Source organism: Yersinia canariae (assembly GCF_009831415.1).
Taxonomy (GTDB): Bacteria; Pseudomonadota; Gammaproteobacteria; order Enterobacterales; family Enterobacteriaceae; genus Yersinia; species Yersinia canariae.
Map to the genome: position 1 here is coordinate 2145867 of NZ_CP043727.1, position 26250 is coordinate 2172116.

Consider the following 26250-nt stretch of genomic DNA (forward strand, 5'->3'; position numbering starts at 1 on the left):
AAAATAATTCCTATCTTAAGGTTTGTTTAAGGTTAATAAACTAGACTCCATATTCAGCCCAGTATGAGCCTATCTGAATAGCGTTTAGTTTTCGTTAACTTATAGGGGAATATAGTTTCCCGAAGTGCCAAGTATCCTAGGGATTTATCAATGCAGAATTTTTTGCCTTTTTCTCGTCCAGCAATTGGTACGGACGAAATTAATGCGGTAGTCAAAGTGCTAGGATCCGGCTGGATCACTACAGGCCCTCAGAATCAGCAGTTGGAAACCGACTTTTGTGACGCATTTGGCTGCAAACACGCGGTCGCTGTCTGTTCTGCTACGGCAGGTATGCATATCACTCTAATGGCGTTAGGGGTTGGCCCCGGTGATGAGGTTATTACGCCATCCCAAACTTGGGTTTCAACCATTAATATGATTGTGTTACTGGGCGCAGAACCCGTAATGGTTGATATCGACCGTGACACATTAATGGTGAATGCTGCGGATATCGAAGCTGCGATTACGCCCAAAACTAAAGCGATTATTCCCGTGCATTATGCGGGGGCACCTTGCGACCTTGATGCCTTGCGCCATATTTCCAAGCAATACGGAATTCCATTAATTGAAGATGCAGCCCATGCTGTAGGTACACGTTATGGCGATCAATGGGTGGGTGAGCAAGGTACTGCTATCTTCTCTTTCCACGCTATCAAGAATATCACTTGCGCTGAAGGCGGTTTAATCGTAACCGATGATGATGAACTGGCAGCCAGAGTGCGGCGGCTCAAGTTTCATGGTTTGGGGGTTGATGCTTTCGATCGTCAGATTCAAGGGCGTAGCCCACAAGCAGAGGTTGTTGAGCCGGGATATAAATACAACTTATCCGATATTCATGCGGCTATTGCGGTTGTTCAACTCCAGCGTTTAACGGAGATTAATGCTCGCCGCCAGGCATTGGTTGCCCGCTATCAGCAAGCATTAGCTGACTCGCCGTTACAACCATTAACTGTTCCCGATTACCCCCATCTGCATGCCTGGCATCTTTTTATGGTGCGTGTTGATAAAGAACGTTGTGGTATTGACCGGGATTTATTGATGGCGCGTCTCAAAGAAGCGGGAATAGGGACTGGCCTGCATTTTCGCGCGGCACATACCCAGAAATATTATCGCGAACGCTATCCATCATTACATTTGCCGAATACCGAGTGGAATTCCGCCAGATTATGCACATTGCCCCTTTTCCCCGACATGCTAGATAGCGATGTTGACCGGGTAATTGATGCATTAGCAACTATTATAGGGCCGCGCTGTGTCTGAAAGTGAAGAAATCAAAAAAGTTTCAATCGTCATCCCTGTCTATAACGAGCAAGAAAGTTTGCCGGCATTAATAGAGCGGACGTCGGCTGCCTGTAAATTGTTGTCCCAAGCTTATGAGATTATTCTTGTTGATGATGGGAGCAGTGATAATTCGGCTGAGCTTCTGACGGCGGCGGCAAAGGCGCCGGAAAGCCATATTCTTGCTGTTTTACTTAACCGTAATTATGGGCAGCACTCAGCCATTATGGCGGGGTTCAATCAGGTCAGTGGGGATTTAGTCATTACCCTCGATGCTGACCTGCAAAACCCACCGGAGGAGATACCTCGGTTAGTCAGTGTTGCGCAAGAGGGTTATGACGTCGTGGGGACTGTGCGCGCGAATCGCCAAGATTCTTTGTTCCGCAAAACAGCTTCGCGCATGATCAATATGATGATTCAACGTGCCACCGGGAAATCGATGGGCGATTACGGCTGCATGTTACGCGCCTATCGCCGCCATATCGTTGAAGCAATGTTACACTGTCACGAACGCAGTACCTTTATCCCCATTCTGGCAAACACATTTGCCCGCCGTACTACTGAAATTACTGTCCATCACGCAGAGCGTGAGTTTGGTGATTCAAAATATAGCCTGATGAAGCTCATCAATCTGATGTATGACTTGATCACTTGCCTGACGACAACACCATTACGTTTATTAAGTCTGGTTGGCAGTGTCATTGCACTTTCTGGTTTCACTCTCGCCGTATTGTTAGTGGTTTTACGCTTGGTATTTGGCCCTGAATGGGCCGGCGGCGGTGTCTTTACCCTATTTGCCGTGTTGTTTATGTTCATTGGTGCCCAATTTGTTGGTATGGGGTTACTCGGTGAATATATCGGTCGTATTTATAACGATGTGCGTGCGCGCCCGCGTTATTTCATACAGAAAGTGGTCGGCGCTGAGCAGACCGAAAATAATCAGGAAGTAGAAAAATGAAAGCGATTGTATTTGCCTATCATGATATTGGCTGTGTTGGTCTGAAAGCCCTTGTTGATGCAGGTTACGATATTCAGGCAGTATTTACCCATACTGACTCCCCTAATGAGAATCGTTTCTTCTCTTCCGTTGCCAGAGTGGCGGCGGATTTAGAATTGCCTGTATTTGCACCGGAAGATGTTAACCACCCATTGTGGATTGAACGCATTCAGCAGTTACAACCGGATATCATTTTCTCTTTCTACTACCGCAATATGCTTTGTGATGAGCTTTTATCATCGGCCTCGCGTGGAGGGTTCAATTTACATGGCTCCTTGCTACCCAAATATCGCGGGCGGGCGCCGATCAATTGGGCTTTAGTCAATGGTGAGACGCAAACCGGCGTAACCCTGCACAAAATGGTGAAGCAAGCCGATGCAGGCCCGATTGTTGGTCAGCATAAAGTCATGATTAGTGAGGTAGATACAGCATTAACTCTGCATGCAAAAATGCGCGATGCTGCTCATGAATTACTGAGCGATTTACTGCCTAAGATGAAAAACATCTCTCTGCCCTTGGTGCCGCAAAAAGAAGCGGAAGCCAGCTATTTTGGCCGCCGCACGGCAGCCGATGGCGAGATTAATTGGCAAAAATCAGCATCAGCAATCAATAATCTGGTGCGCGCAGTGACAGAGCCTTACCCCGGCGCATTCAGTTATCTTGGGCAACGCAAGTTGATCATCTGGCGCTCACGCCCACTCGACATTGCTCATAGCAAGCAACCCGGTACTGTGTTATCAACATCTCCATTGGTGGTGGCTTGTGGTAACGGTGCATTGGAAATTGTGACGGGTCAGGGCGAGGACGGCCTATATGTTCAGGGCAACCGTTTGGCGCAAGAGATGGGTATTGTCACTGACATCCGTCTGGGTAATAAGCCAAGCAATATCCTGAAAAGACGGACTCGGGTACTGATTTTGGGTGTCAACGGTTTCATTGGTAACCATTTAACTGAGCGTTTGTTACGTGATGACCGCTACGAAGTTTATGGTTTAGACATCGGTTCGGATGCCATCAGCCGTTTCCTGGATAACCCTTACTTCCATTTTGTCGAGGGCGATATCAGTATTCATTCTGAATGGATTGAATACCACATTAAAAAATGTGACGTTATTTTGCCGTTGGTGGCAATTGCGACGCCAATTGAATATACCCGTAATCCGCTGCGCGTTTTCGAATTGGATTTTGAAGAAAATCTAAAAATTGTCCGTGATTGCGTGAAATACAATAAGCGTATTGTCTTCCCATCGACGTCCGAAGTGTATGGTATGTGCGATGATAAGGAATTCGATGAAGATAGTTCGCGACTGATTGTTGGGCCAATCAATAAACAACGTTGGATTTACTCCGTGTCTAAGCAACTTTTGGACCGAGTTATCTGGGCCTACGGCGCTAAAGAAAATCTGAAATTTACATTGTTCCGCCCATTCAACTGGATGGGGCCGCGACTGGATAACCTTGATGCCGCCCGTATTGGCAGCTCCCGTGCGATTACCCAGCTTATATTGAATCTGGTCGAAGGCTCTCCAATTAAACTTGTCGATGGTGGGGAACAAAAACGCTGCTTTACCGATATTCATGATGGTATCGAAGCTTTATTCCGTATTATAGAGAACCGTGATGGCGCTTGTGATGGTCAGATAATCAATATTGGTAACCCAACGAATGAGGCCAGTATTCGTGAGTTAGCGGAAATGCTATTAAGCAGTTTCGAAAAACACGAATTACGCGATAAATTCCCGCCATTTGCCGGCTTTAAAGATATTGAAAGCAGCGCATATTATGGCAAAGGCTATCAGGATGTGGAACATCGTACGCCAAGCATTCGCAATGCGCGCCGTATCCTGCAATGGCAGCCAGAAATCGCCTTGCAACAAACTGTCACCGAAACATTGGATTTCTTCCTGCGTGGCGTTGTATTTGAGCAGCATGAAACACCGAAGGATGAGCATCACGTATGAAGCAAGTTGGCTTGAGGATTGATGTAGATACCTACCGAGGAACGAAGGAGGGTGTGCCATCATTGCTCGCTGTACTGGAAAAGTATGAGATTAGTGCCAGCTTTTTCTTCAGTGTCGGGCCGGACAATATGGGGCGCCATTTATGGCGCCTTTTCCGCCCGCGTTTCTTGTGGAAAATGCTACGTTCTAATGCCGCCTCATTGTATGGCTGGGATATTTTGCTGGCTGGCACTGCGTGGCCGGGCAAACAGATCGCCAAGGACTTTGGCCCGTTGATGAAAGAGACTTTACAGGCGGGGCACGAGGTTGGTTTGCACGCTTGGGATCATCAAGGGTGGCAAGCTAAAGTGGCGACCTGGTCGGAACAACAATTAACTGAACAAGTACAATTAGGCGTTGATGCATTACAAAAGAGCATTCAGCAGCCAGTGACTTGTTCGGCGGCGGCTGGCTGGCGCGCAGATGAACGCGTTCTGGCCGTCAAGCAGTTGTTCGCATTCAGCTATAACAGTGATTGTCGCGGTACGCATCCTTTCCGCCCATTACTGCCCGATGGCAGCATTGGCAGCGTACAAATCCCTGTGACTTTACCTACTTACGATGAAGTCGTGGGCAGTGAGGTTCGAGCGGAAGATTTTAATGATTTCATCATGAATGCCATTTTGCACGATAACGGTGTGCCGGTTTACACCATTCATGCTGAGGTCGAAGGGATGTCACAGGCATTGATGTTCGAGCAATTATTAATTATGGCGAGAGCGCGCGGTATCCAATTTTGTACTCTTAGTTCGCTATTGCCAGAAAATCAGGACTCACTCCCTGTGGGGAAAGTTGTGCGTGCTGCCTTTCCAGGCCGAGAGGGGTGGTTAGGGTGTCAGTCAGATATAAAGGGTACGCAATGAAGTTGTTAAAAGGAAGTGGCGCTGCGCTGCTGTCACTGTTTTTTGCTCTGGTTTATCTCTTACCGATTAATAGCCGTTTATTATGGCAGCCCGATGAAACTCGTTATGCTGAAATCAGTCGTGAGATGTTACAGCGCGGCGACTGGGTCGTCCCGCATTTGCTCGGGATTCGTTATTTTGAAAAACCTATCGCGGGCTATTGGTTTAATAATATTAGCCAGTGGATTTTTGGTGATACTAATTTCGCCGTAAGATTTGGTTCAATATTCAGTACCGCTTTGAGTGCTGTCTTGGTGTATTGGTTGGCCAACTTATTGTGGCGTAATCGCTCCACTTCATTTTTGGCCGCCTTAATTTACCTCTCCATGCTATTAGTATTTAGTATTGGCTCTTATGCCGTGCTGGATCCGATGATTTCATTGTGGCTCACCGCTTCAATGGTCTGTTTTTATCTCACTTTACGCGCTGAGACGACGAAACAAAAAGCAGGTGCCTATCTTCTCCTCGGTTTGGCTTGCGGTATGGGCTTTATGACCAAGGGCTTTCTGGCATTGGCTGTGCCGGTTATCTCAGTATTGCCGATTGTGATACAGCAAAAAAGGATAAAAGATCTCGTCGTTTTTGGTCCGATAGCCATTGTGGGGGCGGTGATATTGAGCTTGCCGTGGGCATTAGCGATTGCTCAACGCGAGCCTGATTTTTGGCATTACTTTTTCTGGGTTGAACATATTCAGCGATTTGCGGAAAAGGATGCTCAGCACAAAGCCCCTATTTGGTATTACCTGCCCGTTTTGGCCGCGGGTGTTTTGCCATGGCTAGGATTATTACCCGGTGCCTTACTTAAAGGGTGGCGCGAGCGGGTTACCAGACCTGAGTTATTCTTCCTGCTCAGTTGGGTGTTAATGCCACTACTGTTTTTCAGTGTGGCCAAAGGCAAGCTTCCAACCTATATCCTGCCCTGTATGGCACCATTATCTTTGCTGATGGCCGCCTATGCCACTGATTGTGCTGATAAGATGCGGATGCGCGCACTGAGGATTAATGGCGCGATAAATCTGGTTTTTGGGCTTATTTGCGCACTGGCTATCCTCGTTATTGGTATGGGATGGGTGGCTCATCTGGTGGCTTACGAACCTCATGAGCAGCAAAAAGTCATTCTGGCGACCGTGGCTTTTGCCGTGTGGGGGGGCGTTGGTTTTGTCACTTTACGTCATAATGCACGGCATTGGCGCTGGGCTGCGGCTTGCCCATTACTGTTTATTTTGCTGGTTGGCTATTTGATTCCGCAACAGGTCATTGACTCCAAACAGCCGCAAAACTTTATTCAGAGAAATTTTGATGAGCTCAATAGCAGCCGTTATGTGGCGGCCGACAGTGTGGGTGTTGCGGCTGGGTTGGCGTGGGAACTCAAACGTAGTGATATCTTGATGTTCAGCGAGAAAGGCGAGCTGACTTATGGGTTGAATTATGCTGACAGTAAAGATAATTTTATCAATGGACAAGATTTCAATGACTGGTTGGCTCATGCCCGGCAGCAAGGTGACGTTTCTCTGGTGATTCAATTATCTCGTAATGAGAAAATTCCAGATAATCTACCCGCAGCAGATAAGGTTAACCTAATGAATCGCTTGGCACTTTTGTGGTACAAGAAAACACCATGACAAGTTATCTGCTCTTGATAATGGTCAGTTTATTGACCTGTGCCGGGCAATTGTGTCAAAAGCAAGCGGTGCAATCTTGGGCGCTGTCACGAGAAGAACGGCTGACGCCCACATTGTGCTGGCTTGCCAGTGCCGTGTTGTTACTCGGGGTGGGGATGTTGCTATGGTTACGTTTACTGCAACATTTGCCCCTGAGTGTCGCTTATCCGATCCTCAGCTTTAATTTCGTGCTGGTCACTTTGGCGGCCCAACTGTTCTATGGTGAGAAGGCAACTTCTCGCCATTGGTTAGGGATTGCTGCCATTATGTTGGGTATTCTTTTGATTAGTTGGCATTTATGAAAGGGTATTGCTGGGGAATAGGAAGTGTGGTGCTGGTGACTGCCGCCCAACTAATACTCAAATGGGGCATGATGAATACACCATTAATGTCATTGGCTGATATTAATGTGCAATTCTTAGTCAATCATCTGCCACAATTAATTGCGGTTATTTGTGGGCTGGTGGGATATGCCTTATCAATGCTGTGTTGGTTTTTTGCATTAAGATATTTGCCACTTAATCGCGCATATCCACTGTTGAGTCTGAGTTATGCGTTAGTTTATTTGGGGGCGGTATCACTGCCTTGGTTCAGTGAGTCTGCAACCTTACTGAAAACATTAGGCGCCGGTTTTATCCTGTTGGGAATATGGCTGATTAATACAAAACCAGTAAAAAAGGGTTAAATCTATTATCTCATTCATATTACTTGTTTTTTCCAAACTCGATAGCTAAATTACCCCTATAGAAGTCGTTCATTAGCCAATAGCTGATTGTCTGGTGAATTGGCTAAGTCTTACCTTTGGTGAATTATCGATGCGGATACGTTTCTGGATCTTTCTTATCAGTATGATCCTCGCGGGTTGTAGCAGCCATGCCCCAACACCCAGTGGCCATCTGTCTGATTCAATTGTGGTGGTTGCCAAGCTGAATGAACAACTGCGCCAATGGGAAGGTACACCTTATCGTAATGGCGGGTTAGATCAACGCGGCGTTGATTGTTCTGGTTTTGTTTACCGCACATTCCGCGATCGGTTTGATATGCAATTACCTCGCACGACTCTCGCGCAAACCACCTTAGGCACCAAAGTCTCCCGTGATGAACTGATGCCGGGTGATTTGGTGTTCTTTAAAACCGGTAGCGGCCAGAATGGATTACACGTTGGTATTTATGATACCAATGATGAATTCATCCATGCCTCAACAAGCAAAGGGGTCATTCGCTCTTCGCTCGAGAATGTTTACTGGAAACGTGTGTATTGGCAAGCGCGTCGGATGTGAATAGGGCATTGAATCGATAGGCCGAACTTAAAGATATCTATGCCGGTTATGTTATCTTAGTGGCTGCTTATTTTGGTTCGGAGCCGCGTTTATGTCATCCCTTCGGTTACTCATTTCTGATTCCTATGATCCCTGGTTTAATCTGGCGGTAGAAGAGTGTATTTTCCGTCAAATGTCACCGGAACAACGGGTTCTGTTTTTATGGCGTAATGCTGATACCGTGGTTATCGGCCGTGCGCAGAATCCATGGAAAGAGTGTAATACCCGGCGCATGGAACAAGACGGTGTGAAGCTGGCTCGGCGTAGCAGCGGCGGCGGGGCGGTATTTCACGATTTGGGTAACACCTGCTTCACCTTTATGGCGGGTAAGCCGGAATATGATAAAACGATATCAACTCAAATTATTCTGAATGCGTTAGCCGCCCTTGGCGTCCAGGCCACAGCATCAGGTCGTAACGACTTGGTGGTGGTGACGGATGATGGTGAGCGCAAAGTCTCTGGCTCCGCTTATAAAGAAACCAAAGATCGCGGTTTTCACCATGGGACATTGTTACTGAATGCCGACCTCAATCGTTTGGCTGATTATCTCAATCCAGACCCGAAAAAATTACAAGCGAAAGGGATTACCTCCGTACGATCACGAGTGACTAACTTGGTAGAGTTGTTACCGGGCATTGATCACGAGAAAATTTGCGCCGCCATTGAGCATGCTTTCTTCAACTATTATGATGAAAAAGTCCCCGCAGAAATAATCTCTCCACAAGCATTACCCGATCTCCCCGGTTTCGCTGAACAATTTGCCCGGCAGAGTAGCTGGGAATGGAATTTCGGTCAGGCCCCGGCATTTAGTCATCTGGTCGATACCCGCTTTATCTGGGGCGGAATTGAACTACATTTTGATGTATTGCACGGTGCAATTGATCGCTGCCAGATATTCACTGACAGCTTGAATCCGGCCCCGCTGGAGGCACTCGCTGAACGATTACAGGGAGTGACTTATCGTCCTGATGCCATTAATGCCGTTTGCTTGCGATTAAGTGAAGACTTTCCCGAGTCACAAGCTGAGTTACTGCAAGTTCGCCACTGGTTGGCGGAGGTATTACGCTGATGTTTATAATGAGCCTTATTAGAGGCTTAGCCACGGGCTGGCATAAACGCCGTTCGAACACTTTGTCACTCAGTTGTCGCCTTTCGGCAACTCGAATTATTTAGGGCATATGAGTATGAATGATAAAACACCTCAGTTTAATAACAGTTATGCGCAACAACTGAGCGGTTTTTATACTCACTTGCAGCCAACCCCCTTAACAGGGGCGCGCCTGCTATATCACAGTGAGCCGCTTGCCAGAGAGCTGGAACTTGATGCCAGTTGGTTCCGTGCGCCGAAAGCGGCGGTGTGGGCGGGCGAAACGCTATTACCCGGTATGGATCCTTTGGCACAAGTGTACAGTGGTCACCAATTTGGTATGTGGGCTGGGCAGTTAGGCGATGGGCGCGGTATTTTGCTGGGTGAACAACAACTTAGTGATGGCCGCCATATGGACTGGCATTTGAAAGGGGCCGGATTAACGCCCTATTCTCGAATGGGGGATGGACGGGCGGTGCTGCGCTCAGTCGTCCGCGAGTTCTTAGCCTCCGAAGCTTTACACCACTTAGGTGTTCCCACCAGCCGTGCATTAACCATCGTGACCAGCGACCATCCGGTTTATCGCGAGCAAGCAGAGAGAGGGGCGATGTTGCTGCGGGTGGCTGAAAGTCATGTTCGTTTTGGCCATTTCGAGCATTTTTACTATCGGCAACAGCCCACGCAAGTCAAACAGCTTGCGGATTATGTGATTGCCCGGCACTGGCCGCAACTTGTCGGACAAGAGGAGTGCTACCTGCTGTGGTTTACTGATGTGGTCGAGCGCACTGCACGGCTGATGGCGCATTGGCAAACCATTGGTTTTGCCCATGGAGTGATGAACACCGACAATATGTCGATACTGGGCATTACCATGGATTATGGCCCATTCGGTTTTCTTGATGATTATGTGCCCGGTTATATATGTAACCATTCAGATCATCAAGGGCGCTATGCTTTCGACAATCAGCCCGCGGTTGCACTGTGGAATTTGCATCGGCTGGGGCAGGCGCTGTCAGGTTTACTGACCACTGGGCAATTGCAGCGGGCGTTAGAAGCTTATGAACCAGAATTAATGGCGGCTTACGGTCAGCAAATGCGCGCAAAATTAGGCTTTTTTGAACGTGACAGTCAGGATAATGACTTACTGGCGGGATTATTGAGTTTGATGATAAAAGAAGGGCGAGATTATACCCGAACCTTCCGCATGCTGAGTGACGTTGAAATACACTCGGCGCAATCGCCATTGCGGGATGATTTTATCGACCGAGCGGCTTTTGACAGTTGGTTCCGCCGTTATCGCACACGTTTGCAACAAGAATCAATTGGTGATGCACAGCGCCAACAAGCCATGAAAGCGGTCAATCCTAAGTACATATTGCGGAATTATTTGGCACAACTTGCTATCGATCACGCAGAAAAGGATGATATTCAGCCATTGCAACGTTTGCATCAGGCCTTACAGCAACCTTTTGCTGACCAACCTGAGTTCAATGAGTTCGCAGCATTGCCACCGGATTGGGGAAAACATCTGGAAATTTCCTGTTCCAGTTAGTCAGTATGGGTGGCAGATTTAACATCCCTGCCACCGTCTTGCTCGACGTTTGGGCACCACGTCAATGTGATTGCGCCGCCGCACGAAGTTGTTTGAGGATATCCGGGGTTTGCAAGCCGAACCCCAGTAAAGCAATATCATCAATCACTAACAGCCGTTTTTGTTGACCCGCAGGTGTTAGCGCGAGGCCGGGTAAACGCCAGACATTGTCTATGTCCTTAAGTGCCGCGACCCCATGGGTGGTCACAATCAGCAAGTCGGGAGCACTGGCAATGATCCCTTCTTGAGATAAGGGCCGATACCCGCTAAATCCCTCAATTGCATTTTTCAATCCTGAAGCCCTGAACATACTATCAGCAGCGGTATCCAAACCGGCCGCCAACGGGGGGATTCCCGCATGAATCATGACAAATAAGGCTTTTACTGGCAGCGGCGTTGACACAACTGTGGCCAACTGCTGTTGGTAATGTTCTATCAGTTGTTGGCCTTTTTCTTCTTGATTCACGGCGGCGGCAATTAACTGTATCTTATCTATCACTTTTTCCGGCGATTTATCGGCCGGAACATAGATAAGCTGGACCCCGAATTCCTTGACTTGTCTTAATGCTCGTGATGGCTCCGCGCGCTCACTACTTAAAATCAATGTGGGTTTTAGCGCCAGAATGCCTTCCGTGTTGAGCAGTCGCATATAGCCGACGTCGGGCAATGTTTTTAGCGCCACCGGGTTTAGGCTGGTGCTATCCCGGCCGACAATAAGTTCGCCAGCTCCCAATGCATAGACGATTTCAGAAACATCACCGCCAATAGTGACAATACGTTGCGTGGCAATGCAGTTCATTGAAAGAAAAAATATAAGTGCAACGACCAATTTACTCATTCACAGAACCTATGGCAGCCAATGCGGCAATTTGCTCATGCCATTGACTTTGCTCGGGTTGATCTTCATTGCGCTGACCAAAAATTTGCAAAATATGCTTACCGTGCTTATCAAGCAATTCCAGACTCGTGACAAAACCCGCCTTGGTGGGTTTACGTGTTACCCAACTTTCGGTGATGGCCTGTTGGTTTAAATACAAATCAAACTGATGGCTTTTCACTTTAACCGAATGATTATCATCAGAAATATCGAACTTCTCAATGATGCCGGTGAATATTTGCATGCATCCGTTGTTTCCCACGAAGAGCATGATTTCATTCCGGCAAGTATGTGCGGCGTTAATTATTTGTATTAAGGCTTTATTATCGACGCGATAAGCTAAGTCGTCTCCGACAGCCCGGAAAGCTTGTTTGCGGGTGATATTATGGCGTTTGAGCAGCATGAAAAATTGATGAATATCATTCATTTTTCGCCATTCGGCATCAATGATGGCACCGTCGATATCAGGTTCGGCATGGGGGATTTCATCGGCGGGTTCTAATACCAGCAGCGGATTATCGGGGGTGCGGTATTTTTCTACCAACGCCTGCCAGGCATCCAGATTGGTTTCCTCAATACAATAGATTCGATGAACGGTATTACCTTGGAAATCAAAACACTGAATGCTGAGTTCTTCACCTCGTTTTGTTGTTTCGCGCAGACTGAAAACAGAGTTCCAGTGGCGAAAGAATAATCTTAAATCCAGCGCGCGGGGGTTAAGAATCAAACCGAGATGGCCATGTAGGCGTAAGTTCCGATATTCCCCTATAACCTCATGTACTGCATGTTGATTAGACGTAATGGCGCGGGTGAGGCCGACATTTTCTAACTCGGTAAGCAAGATACTGGCACTGATATCTAACCGTTGCGCATCTTCACCCACTCGGGCATAGGCCAGTTCCGCCTCACTGATCTTCAGCTTGTGTGCTAATTCACGGGGGGAAAGCTCTGGGTGAGATTGCTTGGTGTTGAGATAGTGTTGGGACAGTGTCATTTCCATTTATGAATTCCTTTATCATATAGTGTCGCAGCTTGTATCACTGCGACAGGGTCCATTGCGCTACTTAATTATGGTCACTTATTGACCAGTTACCATGTTTGAATGGATGAAAAATCACCACTGATAGCTGATTAATAACTTGGCATTGCGTCCATCCTGCGTGATGTTCTGCGGCGAGTAGTATTCTTTATCAAAGGCATTCGCCAGCACGGCCGTGGTGGTGACACCTTTGAATGCACCTTGCCCGCGGTAGCTCATATAAAAGTCATGCACGGCATAACCGGCTTGCGATTTATCGGGGTTGGGTGATGAATTGGCATCATTGTCTTTCATAAATTTGGTGTTTTCCGCTAGTGTGGCTATCCAGCCAGCGCTCAACCCACTGTTTGCAATAGGAATATTTAGGGTGCTGGTAACCGTGTCGGGGTTGATGCTGTTAATAAATTGGCGGGTATCAAGATTGATGCCACGGGTGCGGTTATAGGCCAAACTCCAGTCAAACCAGCGATTTTGATAATCCAGTGAGGCATCCCAGCCCCAGGTTTTGCTATTGGGGATATTGATATAGGTGGAATAATTATCTTTAGGGCCAAATTTAAACTTATCAAATCCAACCTTAACTTCACTAGTAATACGGTCTTTGGCGTCAATATTGAAATAGCTGGCCTTAAATTTGACGGTATCGTTATCGGCCAGCAGATTATCAAAATGCAACCCAAAACCGGCTTCACGTGTGACGTTACTTTCCGGTTTTAGATTTAGGTTAGGTGTCCAATAATTAAAAGGAAAATGCTGTGAATTGTTATAAAGCTCAGCCAATGTGGGGGTGCGAAACGCCTGACTGTATGCGCCGAACAGCATTAACCAATCGGTTGGATTGAGAGTGACCGCACCGCGTGTTGATTGGTTTTTGGCCTCTCTATCCGCAAACCCTTCGCGGCTGTTTTTATAGCGGTCAAAACGGGTGCCGACCAGCAAAGTTATCGGCAAATCGCGAATGGTCACTTCATTTTGTAGCCACCCGGAAGAAAATTTGATTTCAGCCGGTGGAAAGCTGCGGATAAACCCTTTGGGGATTTGCCGCTGGTGATAAGCCTCCACACCATAAGTCAGTAAATGCGCTGCCGGGCTGTCGGTTAAAAGCTGGCTGCGATTCTCCAGTTTTGCACCACGGGTCAGCTGTCGGCGGCTGCCATAACCTTCATAACGCACATCATCATTGACATGAATTTCAGAAGCATAAATGTGAGTGGTGGCATCCAGCCAGGAAAGATGCTGCGGTTGCAGGCGATAGGTTAGCTCGGCGTCGCGTTGGATAGTCGAGCGCGCCATCATTGGGTTTTTGTTATGTTTTGGGTCTGGCGCACTCTGATTGGCCATTCGTGGTTCTTGGGCATGGTTATTGTAATAACGCAGAGCCGTGGTTAATGACTGGCTATCAGAAAAGAAGAGGGTGCTCTTAAGCATCAGATTATCAATGGCTTCACTGTTGGGCGCAATATAACCATTACTTTGGCGAATATTTCCCACCCCGCGTTTACTCAAGGCAATAATACCGTCCAGATGTTCAGTTCGGCCAAAAGCAGACATTGCCATACCCTGACTATGATATGCACTGGCGCTATGGTGGCTGACGCGCAGCCCCAACTTTTGTGAACCGGTCAGTAAGTCAGCGGCATCAACCGTCTGGTAGGCAATAACGCCGCCCATCGCACCGCTACCAAATAGAGAGGTTGATGGGCTACGGATAACACTGACTTTCTTTATTAATGCCGGGTCAAGGAAAGTGCCATTAAAGTGCGCCCCTTTGATTCCCTGACGGATGCCATCGATTAGCACCAGTACACCATATTGGTCATAACCTCGGATATTGACATTCTGCCCGTTGGTACGACCGGCCCCGGTGACATTCACCCCCGGCACATTTTTTAGCATGTCGATGGCGCTGGTGGCCGTTTGCTTGTGTGGCAGTGAAGCATCAATGACGGTCAGAATGCCGGGCTGATTAAAGCTGTCGGGCATCGCCTGGATACCCGTCACTTTTAGCGTGTCATAGTGGCTTTTTGTCGATAGGCTGGCGGTTGCCATTGACGACAAAGCACAGGTGATAACCAAACTGCATGTAGACAAACGAAAGTAATGTGGCATAAACAGCTCTCCATATATTGTTTAATATAATCAATGGATTGCTGGCTGCCTTAGTGCTAAGCATGAGGTGGCTGGCGTGGTGAATATTGTGTATGGCAAGAGAATTGACTCAGCGTTATTTAGTCAATATGAGTTTTCCTGCTTTGGTTTGGCGCAAATAATAAATCTGACCTTGGTGGTTGATGGCGACGACATCATGTAACCCAAGCAATTGTTGGCTGTTAATGAATGAAAATGGCACTGCGGAAGATGTCTGGTCTGCGTATTTTTGAGTGCGATATGTTGCTTTGTGCATAAGGTGTTTCTTTAGGGTTCATATCATTATAAATTGATAATGATTATCATCTCCATTTGCGAGCTGTTTCAATCCTAATCTCTATTAGTTGTTATTTCAAAACGTTATTTTTCATTAGTTATGTATATTTTGAATGAACCGGGAGGGTAAGAAATGGGGGGTATCAATTGGATGGGTAAATACATTTATATCAGTGATGGAATAACCACGGGACTAAAGTCATTCCATCACTGTGTTACGTCAAGCTAATACGTCTTAAAACCGACTGCTGGCAGCATCTGCTAATAAACTTAATAGCTGCTCAGTATCCACCCAATTCAGGCAAGGATCGGTAATGGATTGCCCGTAAGTCAGAGGTTGGCCGGCAACAATTTTCTGGGTGCCTTCAACCAGGAAGCTTTCCGCCATCACACCGACGATAGCGGTGGATCCCGCACGGATCTGCTGACCAATATCGGCGGCAACTTCTAATTGGCGGCGATGCATTTTCTGGCAATTGCCGTGGCTGAAATCTATGACTAAATGTTCGGGTAAATCAAATTCACGTAAGCTATCGCAAGCTGCGGCGATATCTGAGGCACCATAATTGGGGGTTTTTCCGCCGCGCATAATGATGTGCCCGTGGGGGTTGCCGCTGGTTTGGTAAATTGTCATTTGGCCGGTTTTGTCCGGAGACAAGAACATATGGCTTGCTTGCGCAGCACGAATAGCATCAATCGCAATGCGGGTATTACCATCTGTACCATTTTTGAAACCCACCGGGCAGGAAAGGGCCGAGGCCATTTCCCGGTGGATTTGGCTTTCGGTGGTCCGCGCCCCAATCGCACCCCAGCTAATTAGGTCGGCAATATACTGTCCGGTCACCATATCAAGGAATTCGGTGGCGGTGGGCAAGCCCAACTCATTGACGGCCAGCAGCAACCGGCGCGCCATCTCGATGCCCAAATTGACCTGGCATGAGCCATCGAGGGCGGGATCTGAAATTAACCCTTTCCAGCCGACCACCGTCCGCGGTTTTTCGAAATAAGTGCGCATGACGATTTCGAGGCGGTCTTGGTAACGAACCCGCAATACATTCAGCCGGGTTGCATAATCGATTGCAGCATCCAGATCATGAATTGAACAGGGGCCAACAATAACTAAAAGACGTGAGTCTTCGCCGGTCAGTATTTTTTCAATTCGCTTGCGTGACGCTGTCACGTTATCGGCAACGGCTTCAGAAATCGGTAACTTTTCTGCCAATTGTTGTGGCGTGACCAAGCTATCGATGCGCGCTGTCCGCAGTTCATCAGTTTTGTGCATGAAAATTCTCTAAATCTGTTCTTCTCTGCGGCAGGAATACCGGGAAGTGATGGCGATCACAATAAACCAAAAACAAATGAATTCAACCGCCAGAGTCATGATTCATAGAAATTTTGATGAAATAAACTGTAAACAATATTTCTAGCGAATGCTCTAAATCAGAACATCCGGCGGCTCATACCCAAAATATCCAGAATTTTGGTTGAGATTTCTTCGACCGAATAGTTGGTGGAATTCAGATAGCGGATCTGATTTTTACGAAACAGCGCCTCGACCTCTCCGACTTCCATCCGGCACTGGCGCAGGGATGCATAGCGGCTGTTTTCTCGCCGCTCTTCACGAATTGCCGCCAGTCGCTCGGGGTTAATGGTCAAGCCAAATAATTTATGTTGAAAGGGTTTCAGTGCCGCGGGAAGCTGTAGGTTGTCCATATCATCGGCGATAAAAGGGTAGTTTGCAGCACGAATGCCAAATTGCATGGCCAAATACAAGCTGGTGGGGGTCTTACCGCAGCGGGAAACGCCTAGTAAAATCACTTGGGCTTGATCAAGATTGCGCAGAGAAATACCGTCATCGTGAGCCAGTGCATAGTCGATGGCGGCGATGCGCGCGTCATATTTGCCCAGATTGCTTTCTGTTAAACCATGGGTGCGGTTGAGTATGGGTTGTGGTGATACCCCCAATTCGCCCTGAAGGGGGGCGACCAGCGCCTGCACGATATCTTGGCAGAATCCATTGCTATGCTGAATGAGTTCCCGAACTTCAGGGCTGATTATCGAATAGAAAACCAGAGGTCTGACCCCAGTTTCGCGATATATTTCATTGATTTTCTCACACACCTCTTGGGCTCGCGCAGCACTTTCAACAAAGGGCAGCGTAAAGGTGGTGGCCTTAACCGGAAACTGTGACAGAACCGCATGGCCGAGAACTTCCGCCGTGATTGCCGTCCCATCTGAAATATAAAACACACTTCTTTCCACACAGACTCCTGAATAATTCTCTGGCTGATGTTGCGGCTGATTATCTGCATCAGTGTGCCTTATTCAGCCTATCGGTAAAGAGTTTGCTGTCAGAATCGCCTGAAAATAACTTTTCTTGTTGGGTTGATCGATTCACCTGTCCATGGGCTATGGATGATTGTGCTAGTCTGAAATTATCTCCTTTGCCATTGGGCGTTGCTGAGACGTGAGCTGTGCTCGATTATCCGTGAGTCAGTTTATCCAGCTAACTTGCCGCCCAAATGACATCGGGGAGAGGCCTGATAACCTCTAGCCGTACCCTACTGATCGTCCGTAACTAATGACAATGTAAAAAGGATTGTTTCGATGTCCAACAATGGCCTAAATCTGTGTAATGTGCTTTGGTACAACCAGCTTGGCATGCACGATGTTGAAAGGGTTGGCGGCAAAAATGCCTCCCTGGGTGAAATGATAACCAATCTTTCTGAACTGGGTGTCTCGGTGCCCAATGGTTTTGCGACCACCGCGCAGGCTTTTAATGATTTTCTGGAGCAAAGCGGCGTGAATAACCGCATCTATCAACTGTTGGACCAAACCAATGTTGATGATATTGCGGCGTTAGCCAAAGCCGGTGCGCAGATTCGTCAATGGGTAATTGAGACGCCATTCCATCCTGAATTCGAACAGTCAATTCACGATGCGTACAAGCAATTAGCGGATGATCCGCAAGCCTCATTTGCTGTGCGTTCATCCGCAACGGCGGAAGATATGCCGGATGCCTCTTTTGCCGGACAGCAAGAAACTTTCCTTAATGTGCAGGGAATTGATGCGGTGATGATTGCCATCAAGCATGTTTTCGCCTCACTGTTTAATGACCGGGCCATTTCTTATCGGGTACATCAGGGGTATGACCATCGCGGCGTGGCATTGTCGGCGGGTATACAACGGATGGTGCGCTCAGATCTCGCCTCTTCTGGTGTTATGTTTACCATTGATACCGAGTCGGGTTTTGATCAAGTCGTCTTTATCACCGCCGCCCATGGGCTGGGGGAGATGGTGGTGCAGGGCGCTGTAAACCCTGACGAGTTTTATGTGCATAAACCGACATTGCGAAATGGCAATCCGGCCATTGTGCGCCGTAATATGGGGTCGAAAAAGATCCGTATGGTTTATGCCGAAAACAAGGAGCATGGTAAACAAGTCCAAATTGAAGATGTGCCAGATGCCCAACGCAATCGTTTCGCTCTGAGTGATGATGAAGTTGAAGCACTGGCCCATCAGGCATTGCTGATTGAAGAACACTATGGCCGCCCGATGGATATCGAGTGGGCGAAAGATGGCCATACTGGCAAGCTGTTTATCGTGCAGGCGCGTCCGGAAACGGTACGTTCCAATGAACAGGTCATGGAGCGCTATCAGCTAAATAATCAGAGTAATGTGCTGGTGGAGGGCCGTGCTATTGGCCATCGCATCGGTGCAGGGCCAGTTAAGGTCATTCACGATATCAGCGAGATGGATAGAATTCAGCCTGGTGATGTTCTGGTAACAGACATGACCGATCCTGATTGGGAACCCATCATGAAAAAGGCATCTGCCATCGTCACTAATCGTGGTGGGCGAACCTGTCATGCGGCGATTATTGCCCGTGAGTTGGGGATACCCGCAGTTGTGGGTTGCGGTAATGCCACTGACATCTTGCATGAAGGGCAAAATGTGACGGTTTCCTGTGCTGAAGGGGATACCGGCTATGTTTACCATGAGTTGCTCGACTTCTCTATTCAAAGCTCACAAGTCACTGAATTGCCTGATTTGCCTTTAAAAATCATGATGAACGTTGGTAACCCGGACAGGGCATTCGACTTTGCTCGCTTGCCAAATGAAGGGGTTGGGTTGGCGCGGCTGGAGTTTATCATCAACCGCATGATTGGTGTGCATCCTAAAGCCCTGCTGGAGTTTGATACTCAATCGCCGGCTATTCAGGCCGAAATCAAAGCTCTGATGAATGGTTATGACGATCCGGTTGAGTTTTATGTCGGCCGCTTAACTGAAGGGATTTCAACCTTGGGGGCGGCATTTTGGCCGAAACGCGTGATTGTGCGTTTATCAGATTTCAAATCTAACGAGTATGCCAATCTGGTCGGCGGGGAAGCCTATGAGCCACACGAAGAGAACCCGATGTTGGGCTTCCGTGGGGCGGGGCGTTATGTCGCAGACAGTTTCCGTGACTGCTTTGCACTTGAGTGTGACGCAGTTAAGCGGGTGCGCAATGTGATGGGCTTGACCAACGTCGAAGTGATGGTGCCTTTCGTGCGCACTGTGGCTCAGGCGGAGGCAGTCGTGGCGGAACTTGCCCGGCAGGGGCTTAAACGTGGCGAAAATGGCCTGAAGATCATTATGATGTGTGAAATCCCGTCGAATGCTTTACTGGCCGATCAGTTCCTTGAGCATTTTGATGGTTTCTCCATTGGGTCCAATGATATGACTCAGTTAACTCTGGGGCTAGACCGTGACTCTGGCGTGGTGTCAGCATTGTTTGATGAGCGCAATGAGGCAGTAAAAGCATTGTTATCAATGGCAATTCAAGCGGCTAAACGTCAGGGAAAATATGTCGGTATCTGTGGGCAAGGCCCATCAGATCATGAAGACTTTGCTTTGTGGCTGATGGAACAAGGGATTGACAGTTTGTCTCTTAACCCCGATACCGTGGTGCAAACCTGGTTAAGTCTGGCCGAGCATACTAAACATTGATCAGAGGGCGCTAACGGCAATATATTTATCATCCGCAGCTTAGGTTGCGGATTTTTTTGCTCTTGCCAGCAGTAATACAAATGATCGAAGTGAATCACTGTGGCTAACCCAGCTGTCATTTTAATTAAGCAGAATATAAAAAAAAAGCCCGTCTTAGGTGACAGGCAAAGACTACACACAGCAATACGTGTATTTGATTGCAGATATTTAAATAAGTCATTATTAGATGATTTATTTAAATTTTACAGGGGAAACACTAGTTGATAATAATAAGTAAATTCCGTGGGTTAGTCATTAAGAATCCTCTGAATATAATTGAATGTATATATTTATAATAAAAGTGATTTCATATTGTTATTAATGACGACTTTATTTAATCACTGATACGAACGGTTGTTTCAAATATAAATGTGAATATTTAAAAGGCTATTATTTATTGCCGGTAGCGGATGTTGCTGGATAATAGGGGTTCGGCAGCATAACCGCAAAACCCCTATTACATATCAAAGCTCTTCTAAATGTTTAACGACTTCGGTAATGCTTTCTTCGGGTTCCGGCGCTTCATTGACCCAAGCTGATGTCAATCGATAGGAGATAGCCAGCACGACTGGGCCAATAAACAAGCCAATCATGCCAAATGACAGCAAGCCGCCAATAACGCCGGACAGAATTAATATCATCGGCATATCTGCTTCCATACGAATCAGGTAAGGCCGCAAGACGTTATCCATTGTTCCGACGATACAACTCCATACCAGCAATATCGTGCCCCAGGTTGAGTCACCGGTCCAGTAGAGCCAGATGACCGCGGGGATCAGTATCAGCAGTGGCCCGAGTTGCGCCACACAGCAAATAAACATTAATACTGTAAACAACGTCGCGTATTGAATCCCGGCAATGGCCAGGCCAATCCCGCCCAACACGGCTTGTACCAATGCGGTCACTACCACCCCCAATGCCACTGCTCGAATCGCTTTTGCCGCCAGTACAACTACCGCATCACCGCGTTTATCAGCAGCCCGCACCGCAAAATGGCGGATACCCAAGCCGACCTGCTCGCCATGGAAATAGAGCAAAATACTAAACAGCACCATCAGTGCCAAATGAATCAAAAAATAGCCAATGTGAGCGGCTTGCGCGACCAACCAAGTTACGGAGGCACCGATATAGGGCTGAACTTTGGCGATAAGCACATTCCCGCCCCCCGCAATCAATGAATTCCAGCTGCTATACAACTTGTTGCCCACCATGGGTATTGATTTCAACCAGGTGACATCGGGTATTTTCAAATTAGAGGGGCTGGATGCCCACTGGATAAGCGGGCCGCTGTTCTCAACCAAGCTACTGACTAACAGTGCAATGGGGATAACAAACAGTAAAATCAGCAAGAGGGTCATAATAATGACGGCCAACCAGCGTTTGCCCCAAAGCACATTTTGTAGCCTAATCAGCAGCGGCCAAGTGGCAATGACCACCATGCCAGCCCAGGCAAAGCCCATAATAAAAGGCTGCACCACCCAAACACTGGCGATAATCATTATCATAATGAACATCACCCCAAACATCAGTTTAGGTAAATCGAGACGACGTAGTTGCGGGTAATTCATCAGAGGGTTCTCACTTCACAAATCATGGCAAGGTGGCCATCGCACTGTTTTCTCTTTACTCATTAGATTCTGCACTAATGAGGTATTTGCACCAATCTCATTAAGCCTTAGGAGTAATCATGGTGTATTTCCCCCGTTTTTAACAGATCACTTGAGTTTTACTCCTGCAATTTTATCTAAAAATGGCAAGGCGCTCGGCATAATATAAATTTGATAACAGGAAAAGTGTCTAAATAGCGCGCCTTGTTGATGTTTTGACTATTATTTGTGCAATATAAAATTTTGATACTGAATAGTTTATGACTGTATTTGACCTTAGCGGATAGCCATCACTTTCGCATCATTCTGTATTGGTATAAATCGTTCGACAAAGGTGATTGCTAGCAGATAATCTTTCAGCGAACAGTTCTTAAAACAAACACACTATAGATAGGGTCACACTAATGATCCCACAGATTTCTCAAGCGCCGGGCGTTATTCAATTGGTGCTGGATTTTTTGGATGCTTTGAAGCAAAACGGATTTACCGGCGATAACGCCACTAATTATGCCGATCGCCTGACAATGGCGACAGACAACAGTATTTATCAACTGCTGCCCGATGCTGTCATTTTTCCGCGTTCAACTGCGGATGTTGCATTAATTGGCCGTTTGGCCGGGCAGGAGAATTTTAAATCATTGGTCTTCACCCCACGCGGTGGCGGAACCGGGACGAATGGCCAGGCATTGAACACGGGTATTGTGGTGGATATGTCACGCCATATGAACCGGATACTCGAGATCAATGTCGAGCAAGGTTGGGTGCGGGTTGAAGCTGGCGTCATTAAAGACCAGCTTAATCAATACCTGCGGCCATTTGGCTATTTCTTCTCACCGGAATTATCTACCAGTAATCGCGCCACATTGGGGGGCATGATTAACACGGATGCCTCCGGTCAGGGCTCCTTGGTCTATGGCAAAACGTCCGACCATGTCCTTGGGCTGCGCGCTATTTTACTGGGTGGTGAGATGTTGGACACCCGCGCGATGCCGACGTCGCTGGCACAAACGATTGCGCAGGAGGATTCCGTCACCGGCCGAATTTACCAGACCGTGCTCAATCGCTGTCGTGACCAACGCGCGCTCATTCTGGAGAAATTTCCTAAATTAAATCGCTTCCTGACGGGTTATGACTTGCGTCACGTGTTCAGTGATGATCTGCAAATATTTGATTTAACTCGCATTCTAACCGGCTCTGAAGGTACGCTTGCCTTTATTGCCGAGGCGACATTGGATATTACGCCGCTGCCGAAGGTTCGCCGCTTAGTGAATGTGAAGTATGACTCTTTTGATTCCGCACTGCGCAATGCCCCTTTTATGGTGGAAGCCAAAGCGCTGTCGGTGGAAACCGTAGACTCCAAAGTCCTCAATCTGGCGAAAGAGGATATTGTTTGGCACTCGGTCAAAGAACTGATTACTGATGTTCCTGATAAAGAGATGCTGGGGCTGAACATTGTTGAGTTCGCTGGTGATGATAAGGCGCTGATTGACAGCCAAATGGAGTCCCTTTGTCAGCGGTTGGACGATTTAATGGCGGCCAGTGAGGGCGGGGTGATTGGCTATCAGATTTGCAGTGATTTAGCCGGAATTGAGCGTATTTATGGTATGCGCAAAAAGGCGGTAGGGTTGCTCGGAAACAGTAAAGGGCGGGCTAAACCTATCCCATTTGCCGAAGATACCTGTGTGCCGCCACAACATTTAGCCGATTATATCGTTGAATTTCGTCAATTATTGGATAGTCATCATCTGACCTATGGCATGTTTGGGCATGTAGACGCGGGGGTGTTGCATGTCCGTCCAGCACTGGATATGTGCTCTCCGCAGCAAGAAATGCTGATGAAGCAGATTTCGGACCAAGTGGTGCAGTTGACGGCGCGCTATGGCGGGTTGTTGTGGGGCGAGCATGGTAAAGGATTCCGTGCAGAATACAGCCCTGAGTTCTTTGGTGACGTGCTTTATCATGAATTGCGACAGATAAAATCAGCATTTGACCCCGATAACCGGCTCAATCCGGGGAAGATTTGCTCTCCATTGGGTAGCGATGCTCCGATGATGAAAGTCGACTCGCCGGATAAACGCGGCACCATGGACCGGCGTATTCCTTTGGATGTCAGAACCTCATTTCGTGGGGCGATGGAGTGCAATGGCAACGGGTTATGTTTCAACTTTGATGCTCGTAGCCCAATGTGCCCGTCAATGAAGATAACCGGTGACCGAATTCACTCGCCAAAAGGGCGGGCAACTTTGGTGCGCGAATGGTTACGGCTGCTATCCGAGCAAGGGGTTGACCCGGTGGCGTTGGAGAATGGGCTGGCGACTAAGCGGCCGAGTTTACGCGGGTTAATCGAAAAAACGCGAAATACCTGGCATGCCAGCAAAGGGGATTATGATTTCTCTCATGAAGTCAAAGACGCGATGTCCGGTTGCCTGGCATGTAAAGCTTGCTCGACGCAATGCCCGATAAAGATTGATGTGCCGGGGTTCCGCTCCCGCTTCTTGCAGTTGTATCACACTCGCTATCATCGTCCGCTGCGTGATTATGTTGTCGCGGGGGTGGAAGACTATGCCCCGTTGATGGCTAAAGCGCCCAAAGTGTTTAACTTCTTCCTCAAGCAACCTTGGGTTGGCGCGTTAAGCCGCAAAAGCATCGGCATGGTGGATCTCCCGCAGCTTTCCAGCCCAACATTGAAGCAGTCATTATCCGGTCATTATGCCAGCACTATGACATTGGAACAGTTGGAAAAACTGCCCGAGTCTGAGCGCAGCCAGCATGTCTTAATAGTGCAAGACCCCTTTACCAGTTACTACGATGCCCAGGTTGTGGCCGATTTTGTCCGGCTGGTGGAGAAACTGGGGTTCAATCCGGTATTGCTACCATTCTCGCCCAACGGTAAAGCGCAGCATATCAAAGGGTTCCTGCAACGTTTTGCCAAAACGGCGCGGAAAACCGCAGATTTTCTGAATCGCATTGCTTTATTGGGGATGCCAATGGTCGGGGTTGATCCGGCGCTGGTGCTGTGTTATCGCGATGAATATAAAGAGATTCTGGGTGATAGCCGGGGTGATTTTAATGTGCAACTGGTTCATGAGTGGCTACAGGTGGCAGTGGTTGAACTGCCCGAACAACAAATGACCGGTGAATCTTGGTATCTGTTCGGCCATTGCACCGAAACCACCGCACTGCCTGCCAGTAGCCAGCACTGGGCTTCGATATTTTCCCGCTATGGTGCTAAGCTGGAAAATATCAGCGTTGGCTGCTGTGGCATGGCCGGAACCTATGGTCACGAAGCAAAAAACATCGATAATTCATTAGGTATTTATGCATTATCCTGGCAGCAGGCATTGCAAAAGTTGCCGAGTAAACGTTGTTTGGCCACCGGTTATTCTTGCCGCAGTCAAGTTAAGCGCATTGAAGGCAACGGGCTGCGGCATCCATTGCAGGCGCTGCTTGAACTGGTTTAATGCTCGGCAAAGGCTATAACTCACTAATGAGAGGGATCGTGGATGTTATGGAAACGCACGGCGACACTGGAACAGCTAAATCAACAGAGCCAAGATTGCATGGTCGGGCATTTAGGCATTGAATTTACACGACTTTCCGATGACGAACTGGAAGCCACTATGCCGGTAGATAACCGGACAACGCAACCCTTTGGCCTGCTGCATGGCGGGGCGTCAGTGGTGTTGGCGGAATCACTGGGTTCAATGGCCGGGTATTTATGTACCACTGAGGGGCAGCATATAGTGGGGTTGGAGATCAATGCCAATCACCTGAAAGCCGTGCGGTCTGGAAAGGTTCGTGGTTGTTGTCGTGCTATTCATGTCGGCCGCCGTCATCAGGTTTGGCAGATTGAGATTTTTGATCAACAAAATCGCCTGTGTTGTACTTCCCGCTTAACAACTGCGGTGCTATCGCCCACGGAATAACCCTCAATAATACAAGTCTATATATTGCTCCGGGCTATTTGTTGGCCTGGAGCAATGTAAATCCCCCATCGTTTTCCTCTTATTTCGCCCCCTAATAATTTTGTTTATCCGATAAATGCGGCGAATCTCTCTGATAGGTTTCACCTGAGGGGGTTTTCAGCTAAAGTTAATGGAGAAATAGGTATTTTTTATGAATGTTTAAAAAGACAGGGGCTAACGATGATTAGCCTCTGATATAGCAAGGGATTCGAGCATCGCTGTCATAATTATTCTTTTATTTCATGGCGATAAAAGTGTACTTGTTTATCCAAACTTCTCCGGCCATCGCAGCATGCTCATTCGTTGCCGCCTCATTTGGGGGCTAAACGGCACTTTTCTTAATATCCCTGCAAAACAAACGGTTGAAGTGATAATTATTATCACTACCATTGTGAACAATCTGTGTTGATTTACTTATAATCAGCCAGCTAATCGT

At 47.7% G+C, this 26250-nt stretch carries 20 protein-coding genes and 1 other RNA gene; 13 read left to right on the forward strand and 8 right to left on the reverse strand.

What is annotated here, in order from left to right; translation table 11 throughout:
* Nucleotides 1-150 precede the first annotated feature (150 nt).
* The 10 genes from arnB (at nucleotide 151) to F0T03_RS09980 (ending at nucleotide 10835) form a co-directional block, all read left to right on the forward strand.
* Entirely contained in the window at nucleotides 151-1299 is a 1149-nt protein-coding gene (gene arnB, locus F0T03_RS09935) for a UDP-4-amino-4-deoxy-L-arabinose aminotransferase (RefSeq protein ID WP_145556721.1), read from the forward strand.
* A complete protein-coding gene (gene arnC / locus F0T03_RS09940) occupies nucleotides 1292-2275 on the forward strand; it encodes an undecaprenyl-phosphate 4-deoxy-4-formamido-L-arabinose transferase (RefSeq protein ID WP_145556720.1) in 984 nt (327 codons plus the stop codon). The genes arnB and arnC overlap by 8 nt, the downstream gene beginning before the upstream one ends.
* A complete protein-coding gene (gene arnA / locus F0T03_RS09945; protein ID WP_145556719.1) occupies nucleotides 2272-4275 on the forward strand; it encodes a bifunctional UDP-4-amino-4-deoxy-L-arabinose formyltransferase/UDP-glucuronic acid oxidase ArnA in 2004 nt (667 codons plus the stop codon). The genes arnC and arnA overlap by 4 nt, the downstream gene beginning before the upstream one ends.
* The gene (arnD, locus tag F0T03_RS09950) at nucleotides 4272-5177 is read left to right on the forward strand and encodes a 4-deoxy-4-formamido-L-arabinose-phosphoundecaprenol deformylase (protein WP_145556718.1); all 906 of its coding nucleotides are present in this window, start codon (nucleotides 4272-4274) and stop codon (nucleotides 5175-5177) included. The genes arnA and arnD overlap by 4 nt, the downstream gene beginning before the upstream one ends.
* Nucleotides 5174-6838, forward strand: coding sequence for a lipid IV(A) 4-amino-4-deoxy-L-arabinosyltransferase (arnT, locus tag F0T03_RS09955; protein ID WP_159678128.1), 1665 nt, complete (start codon nucleotides 5174-5176; stop codon nucleotides 6836-6838). Before arnD ends, arnT begins: the two co-directional genes overlap by 4 nt.
* Nucleotides 6835-7179: a 4-amino-4-deoxy-L-arabinose-phosphoundecaprenol flippase subunit ArnE gene (gene arnE / locus F0T03_RS09960; protein ID WP_145556716.1), complete on the forward strand. Its 345-nt coding sequence runs from the start codon at nucleotides 6835-6837 to the stop codon at nucleotides 7177-7179. The genes arnT and arnE overlap by 4 nt, the downstream gene beginning before the upstream one ends.
* Entirely contained in the window at nucleotides 7176-7562 is a 387-nt protein-coding gene (gene arnF, locus F0T03_RS09965) for a 4-amino-4-deoxy-L-arabinose-phosphoundecaprenol flippase subunit ArnF (protein WP_159678132.1), read from the forward strand. The genes arnE and arnF overlap by 4 nt, the downstream gene beginning before the upstream one ends.
* 130 nt (nucleotides 7563-7692) lie before the next feature.
* A complete protein-coding gene (locus F0T03_RS09970) occupies nucleotides 7693-8157 on the forward strand; it encodes an NlpC/P60 family protein (protein WP_145556714.1) in 465 nt (154 codons plus the stop codon).
* A gap of 91 nt (nucleotides 8158-8248) precedes the next feature.
* Complete coding sequence (gene lplA, locus F0T03_RS09975) at nucleotides 8249-9265, forward strand: lipoate--protein ligase (RefSeq protein ID WP_159678135.1); 1017 nt, start codon at nucleotides 8249-8251, stop codon at nucleotides 9263-9265.
* Nucleotides 9266-9374: 109 nt separating this feature from the next.
* Nucleotides 9375-10835 carry a protein adenylyltransferase SelO gene (locus F0T03_RS09980; RefSeq protein WP_159678138.1) on the forward strand — a complete coding sequence of 487 codons (1461 nt, stop codon included), beginning with the start codon at nucleotides 9375-9377 and terminating at the stop codon, nucleotides 10833-10835.
* 61 nt (nucleotides 10836-10896) lie between these two features.
* Here F0T03_RS09980 and F0T03_RS09985 read toward each other — a convergent pair whose 3' ends face one another.
* From F0T03_RS09985 to ppsR, 6 genes are all read right to left on the reverse strand, one after another.
* The gene (locus F0T03_RS09985) at nucleotides 10897-11712 is read right to left on the reverse strand and encodes a heme/hemin ABC transporter substrate-binding protein (protein WP_159678141.1); all 816 of its coding nucleotides are present in this window, start codon (nucleotides 11710-11712) and stop codon (nucleotides 10897-10899) included.
* The gene (locus F0T03_RS09990) at nucleotides 11705-12751 is read right to left on the reverse strand and encodes a hemin-degrading factor (RefSeq protein WP_159678145.1); all 1047 of its coding nucleotides are present in this window, start codon (nucleotides 12749-12751) and stop codon (nucleotides 11705-11707) included. The genes F0T03_RS09985 and F0T03_RS09990 overlap by 8 nt, the downstream gene beginning before the upstream one ends.
* 114 nt (nucleotides 12752-12865) lie before the next feature.
* Nucleotides 12866-14899 (reverse strand): TonB-dependent hemoglobin/transferrin/lactoferrin family receptor, encoded by a 2034-nt coding sequence (locus F0T03_RS09995; RefSeq protein WP_159678147.1) that lies wholly within the window; start codon nucleotides 14897-14899, stop codon nucleotides 12866-12868.
* Between the two features lie 115 nt (nucleotides 14900-15014).
* Nucleotides 15015-15194 carry a hemin uptake protein HemP gene (gene hemP, locus F0T03_RS10000; RefSeq protein ID WP_145556708.1) on the reverse strand — a complete coding sequence of 60 codons (180 nt, stop codon included), beginning with the start codon at nucleotides 15192-15194 and terminating at the stop codon, nucleotides 15015-15017.
* 255 nt (nucleotides 15195-15449) lie between these two features.
* Nucleotides 15450-16496 carry a 3-deoxy-7-phosphoheptulonate synthase gene (locus tag F0T03_RS10005; protein ID WP_159678150.1) on the reverse strand — a complete coding sequence of 349 codons (1047 nt, stop codon included), beginning with the start codon at nucleotides 16494-16496 and terminating at the stop codon, nucleotides 15450-15452.
* A gap of 158 nt (nucleotides 16497-16654) precedes the next feature.
* Nucleotides 16655-17476 (reverse strand): posphoenolpyruvate synthetase regulatory kinase/phosphorylase PpsR, encoded by an 822-nt coding sequence (gene ppsR / locus F0T03_RS10010; RefSeq protein WP_145556706.1) that lies wholly within the window; start codon nucleotides 17474-17476, stop codon nucleotides 16655-16657.
* Between the two features lie 345 nt (nucleotides 17477-17821).
* Here ppsR and ppsA point away from each other — a divergent pair, with 345 nt between their 5' ends.
* On the forward strand, nucleotides 17822-20203 hold the full coding sequence (gene ppsA / locus F0T03_RS10015) for a phosphoenolpyruvate synthase (RefSeq protein ID WP_159678153.1): 2382 nt from the start codon (nucleotides 17822-17824) through the stop codon (nucleotides 20201-20203).
* A gap of 136 nt (nucleotides 20204-20339) precedes the next feature.
* On the opposite strand, the gene rprA is transcribed toward ppsA, so the two are convergent.
* Together rprA and ydiK are read right to left on the reverse strand one after the other, a co-directional pair.
* Nucleotides 20340-20444: antisense sRNA RprA (gene rprA, locus F0T03_RS10020), an RNA gene on the reverse strand.
* Between the two features lie 262 nt (nucleotides 20445-20706).
* Nucleotides 20707-21810, reverse strand: coding sequence for an AI-2E family transporter YdiK (gene ydiK, locus F0T03_RS10025; protein WP_145556704.1), 1104 nt, complete (start codon nucleotides 21808-21810; stop codon nucleotides 20707-20709).
* A gap of 443 nt (nucleotides 21811-22253) precedes the next feature.
* On the opposite strand from ydiK, the gene ydiJ reads away from it, so the two are divergent.
* Nucleotides 22254-25310 carry a D-2-hydroxyglutarate dehydrogenase YdiJ gene (gene ydiJ / locus F0T03_RS10030; RefSeq protein ID WP_159678155.1) on the forward strand — a complete coding sequence of 1019 codons (3057 nt, stop codon included), beginning with the start codon at nucleotides 22254-22256 and terminating at the stop codon, nucleotides 25308-25310.
* A gap of 42 nt (nucleotides 25311-25352) precedes the next feature.
* On the forward strand, nucleotides 25353-25775 hold the full coding sequence (locus tag F0T03_RS10035; RefSeq protein WP_159678158.1) for a hotdog fold thioesterase: 423 nt from the start codon (nucleotides 25353-25355) through the stop codon (nucleotides 25773-25775).
* Nucleotides 25776-26250 lie beyond the last annotated feature (475 nt).

Bases quoted from the DNA above. Each gene is read 5' to 3' on its own strand.
- ydiJ (WP_159678155.1), top strand. From the start codon at position 22,254: ATGATCCCACAGATTTCTCAAGCGCCGGGCGTTATTCAATTGGTGCTG.
- arnD (WP_145556718.1), top strand. From the start codon at position 4,272: ATGAAGCAAGTTGGCTTGAGGATTGATGTAGATACCTACCGAGGAACG.
- F0T03_RS09970 (WP_145556714.1), top strand. From the start codon at position 7,693: ATGCGGATACGTTTCTGGATCTTTCTTATCAGTATGATCCTCGCGGGT.
- F0T03_RS09995 (WP_159678147.1), bottom strand. From the start codon at position 14,899: ATGCCACATTACTTTCGTTTGTCTACATGCAGTTTGGTTATCACCTGT.
- F0T03_RS09980 (WP_159678138.1), top strand. From the start codon at position 9,375: ATGAGTATGAATGATAAAACACCTCAGTTTAATAACAGTTATGCGCAA.
- lplA (WP_159678135.1), top strand. From the start codon at position 8,249: ATGTCATCCCTTCGGTTACTCATTTCTGATTCCTATGATCCCTGGTTT.
- F0T03_RS09985 (WP_159678141.1), bottom strand. From the start codon at position 11,712: ATGAGTAAATTGGTCGTTGCACTTATATTTTTTCTTTCAATGAACTGC.
- arnF (WP_159678132.1), top strand. From the start codon at position 7,176: ATGAAAGGGTATTGCTGGGGAATAGGAAGTGTGGTGCTGGTGACTGCC.
- ppsA (WP_159678153.1), top strand. From the start codon at position 17,822: ATGTCCAACAATGGCCTAAATCTGTGTAATGTGCTTTGGTACAACCAG.
- hemP (WP_145556708.1), bottom strand. From the start codon at position 15,194: ATGCACAAAGCAACATATCGCACTCAAAAATACGCAGACCAGACATCT.
- arnB (WP_145556721.1), top strand. From the start codon at position 151: ATGCAGAATTTTTTGCCTTTTTCTCGTCCAGCAATTGGTACGGACGAA.
- F0T03_RS10005 (WP_159678150.1), bottom strand. From the start codon at position 16,496: ATGCACAAAACTGATGAACTGCGGACAGCGCGCATCGATAGCTTGGTC.
- arnE (WP_145556716.1), top strand. From the start codon at position 6,835: ATGACAAGTTATCTGCTCTTGATAATGGTCAGTTTATTGACCTGTGCC.
- F0T03_RS10035 (WP_159678158.1), top strand. From the start codon at position 25,353: ATGTTATGGAAACGCACGGCGACACTGGAACAGCTAAATCAACAGAGC.
- ydiK (WP_145556704.1), bottom strand. From the start codon at position 21,810: ATGAATTACCCGCAACTACGTCGTCTCGATTTACCTAAACTGATGTTT.
- arnA (WP_145556719.1), top strand. From the start codon at position 2,272: ATGAAAGCGATTGTATTTGCCTATCATGATATTGGCTGTGTTGGTCTG.
- arnT (WP_159678128.1), top strand. From the start codon at position 5,174: ATGAAGTTGTTAAAAGGAAGTGGCGCTGCGCTGCTGTCACTGTTTTTT.
- F0T03_RS09990 (WP_159678145.1), bottom strand. From the start codon at position 12,751: ATGGAAATGACACTGTCCCAACACTATCTCAACACCAAGCAATCTCAC.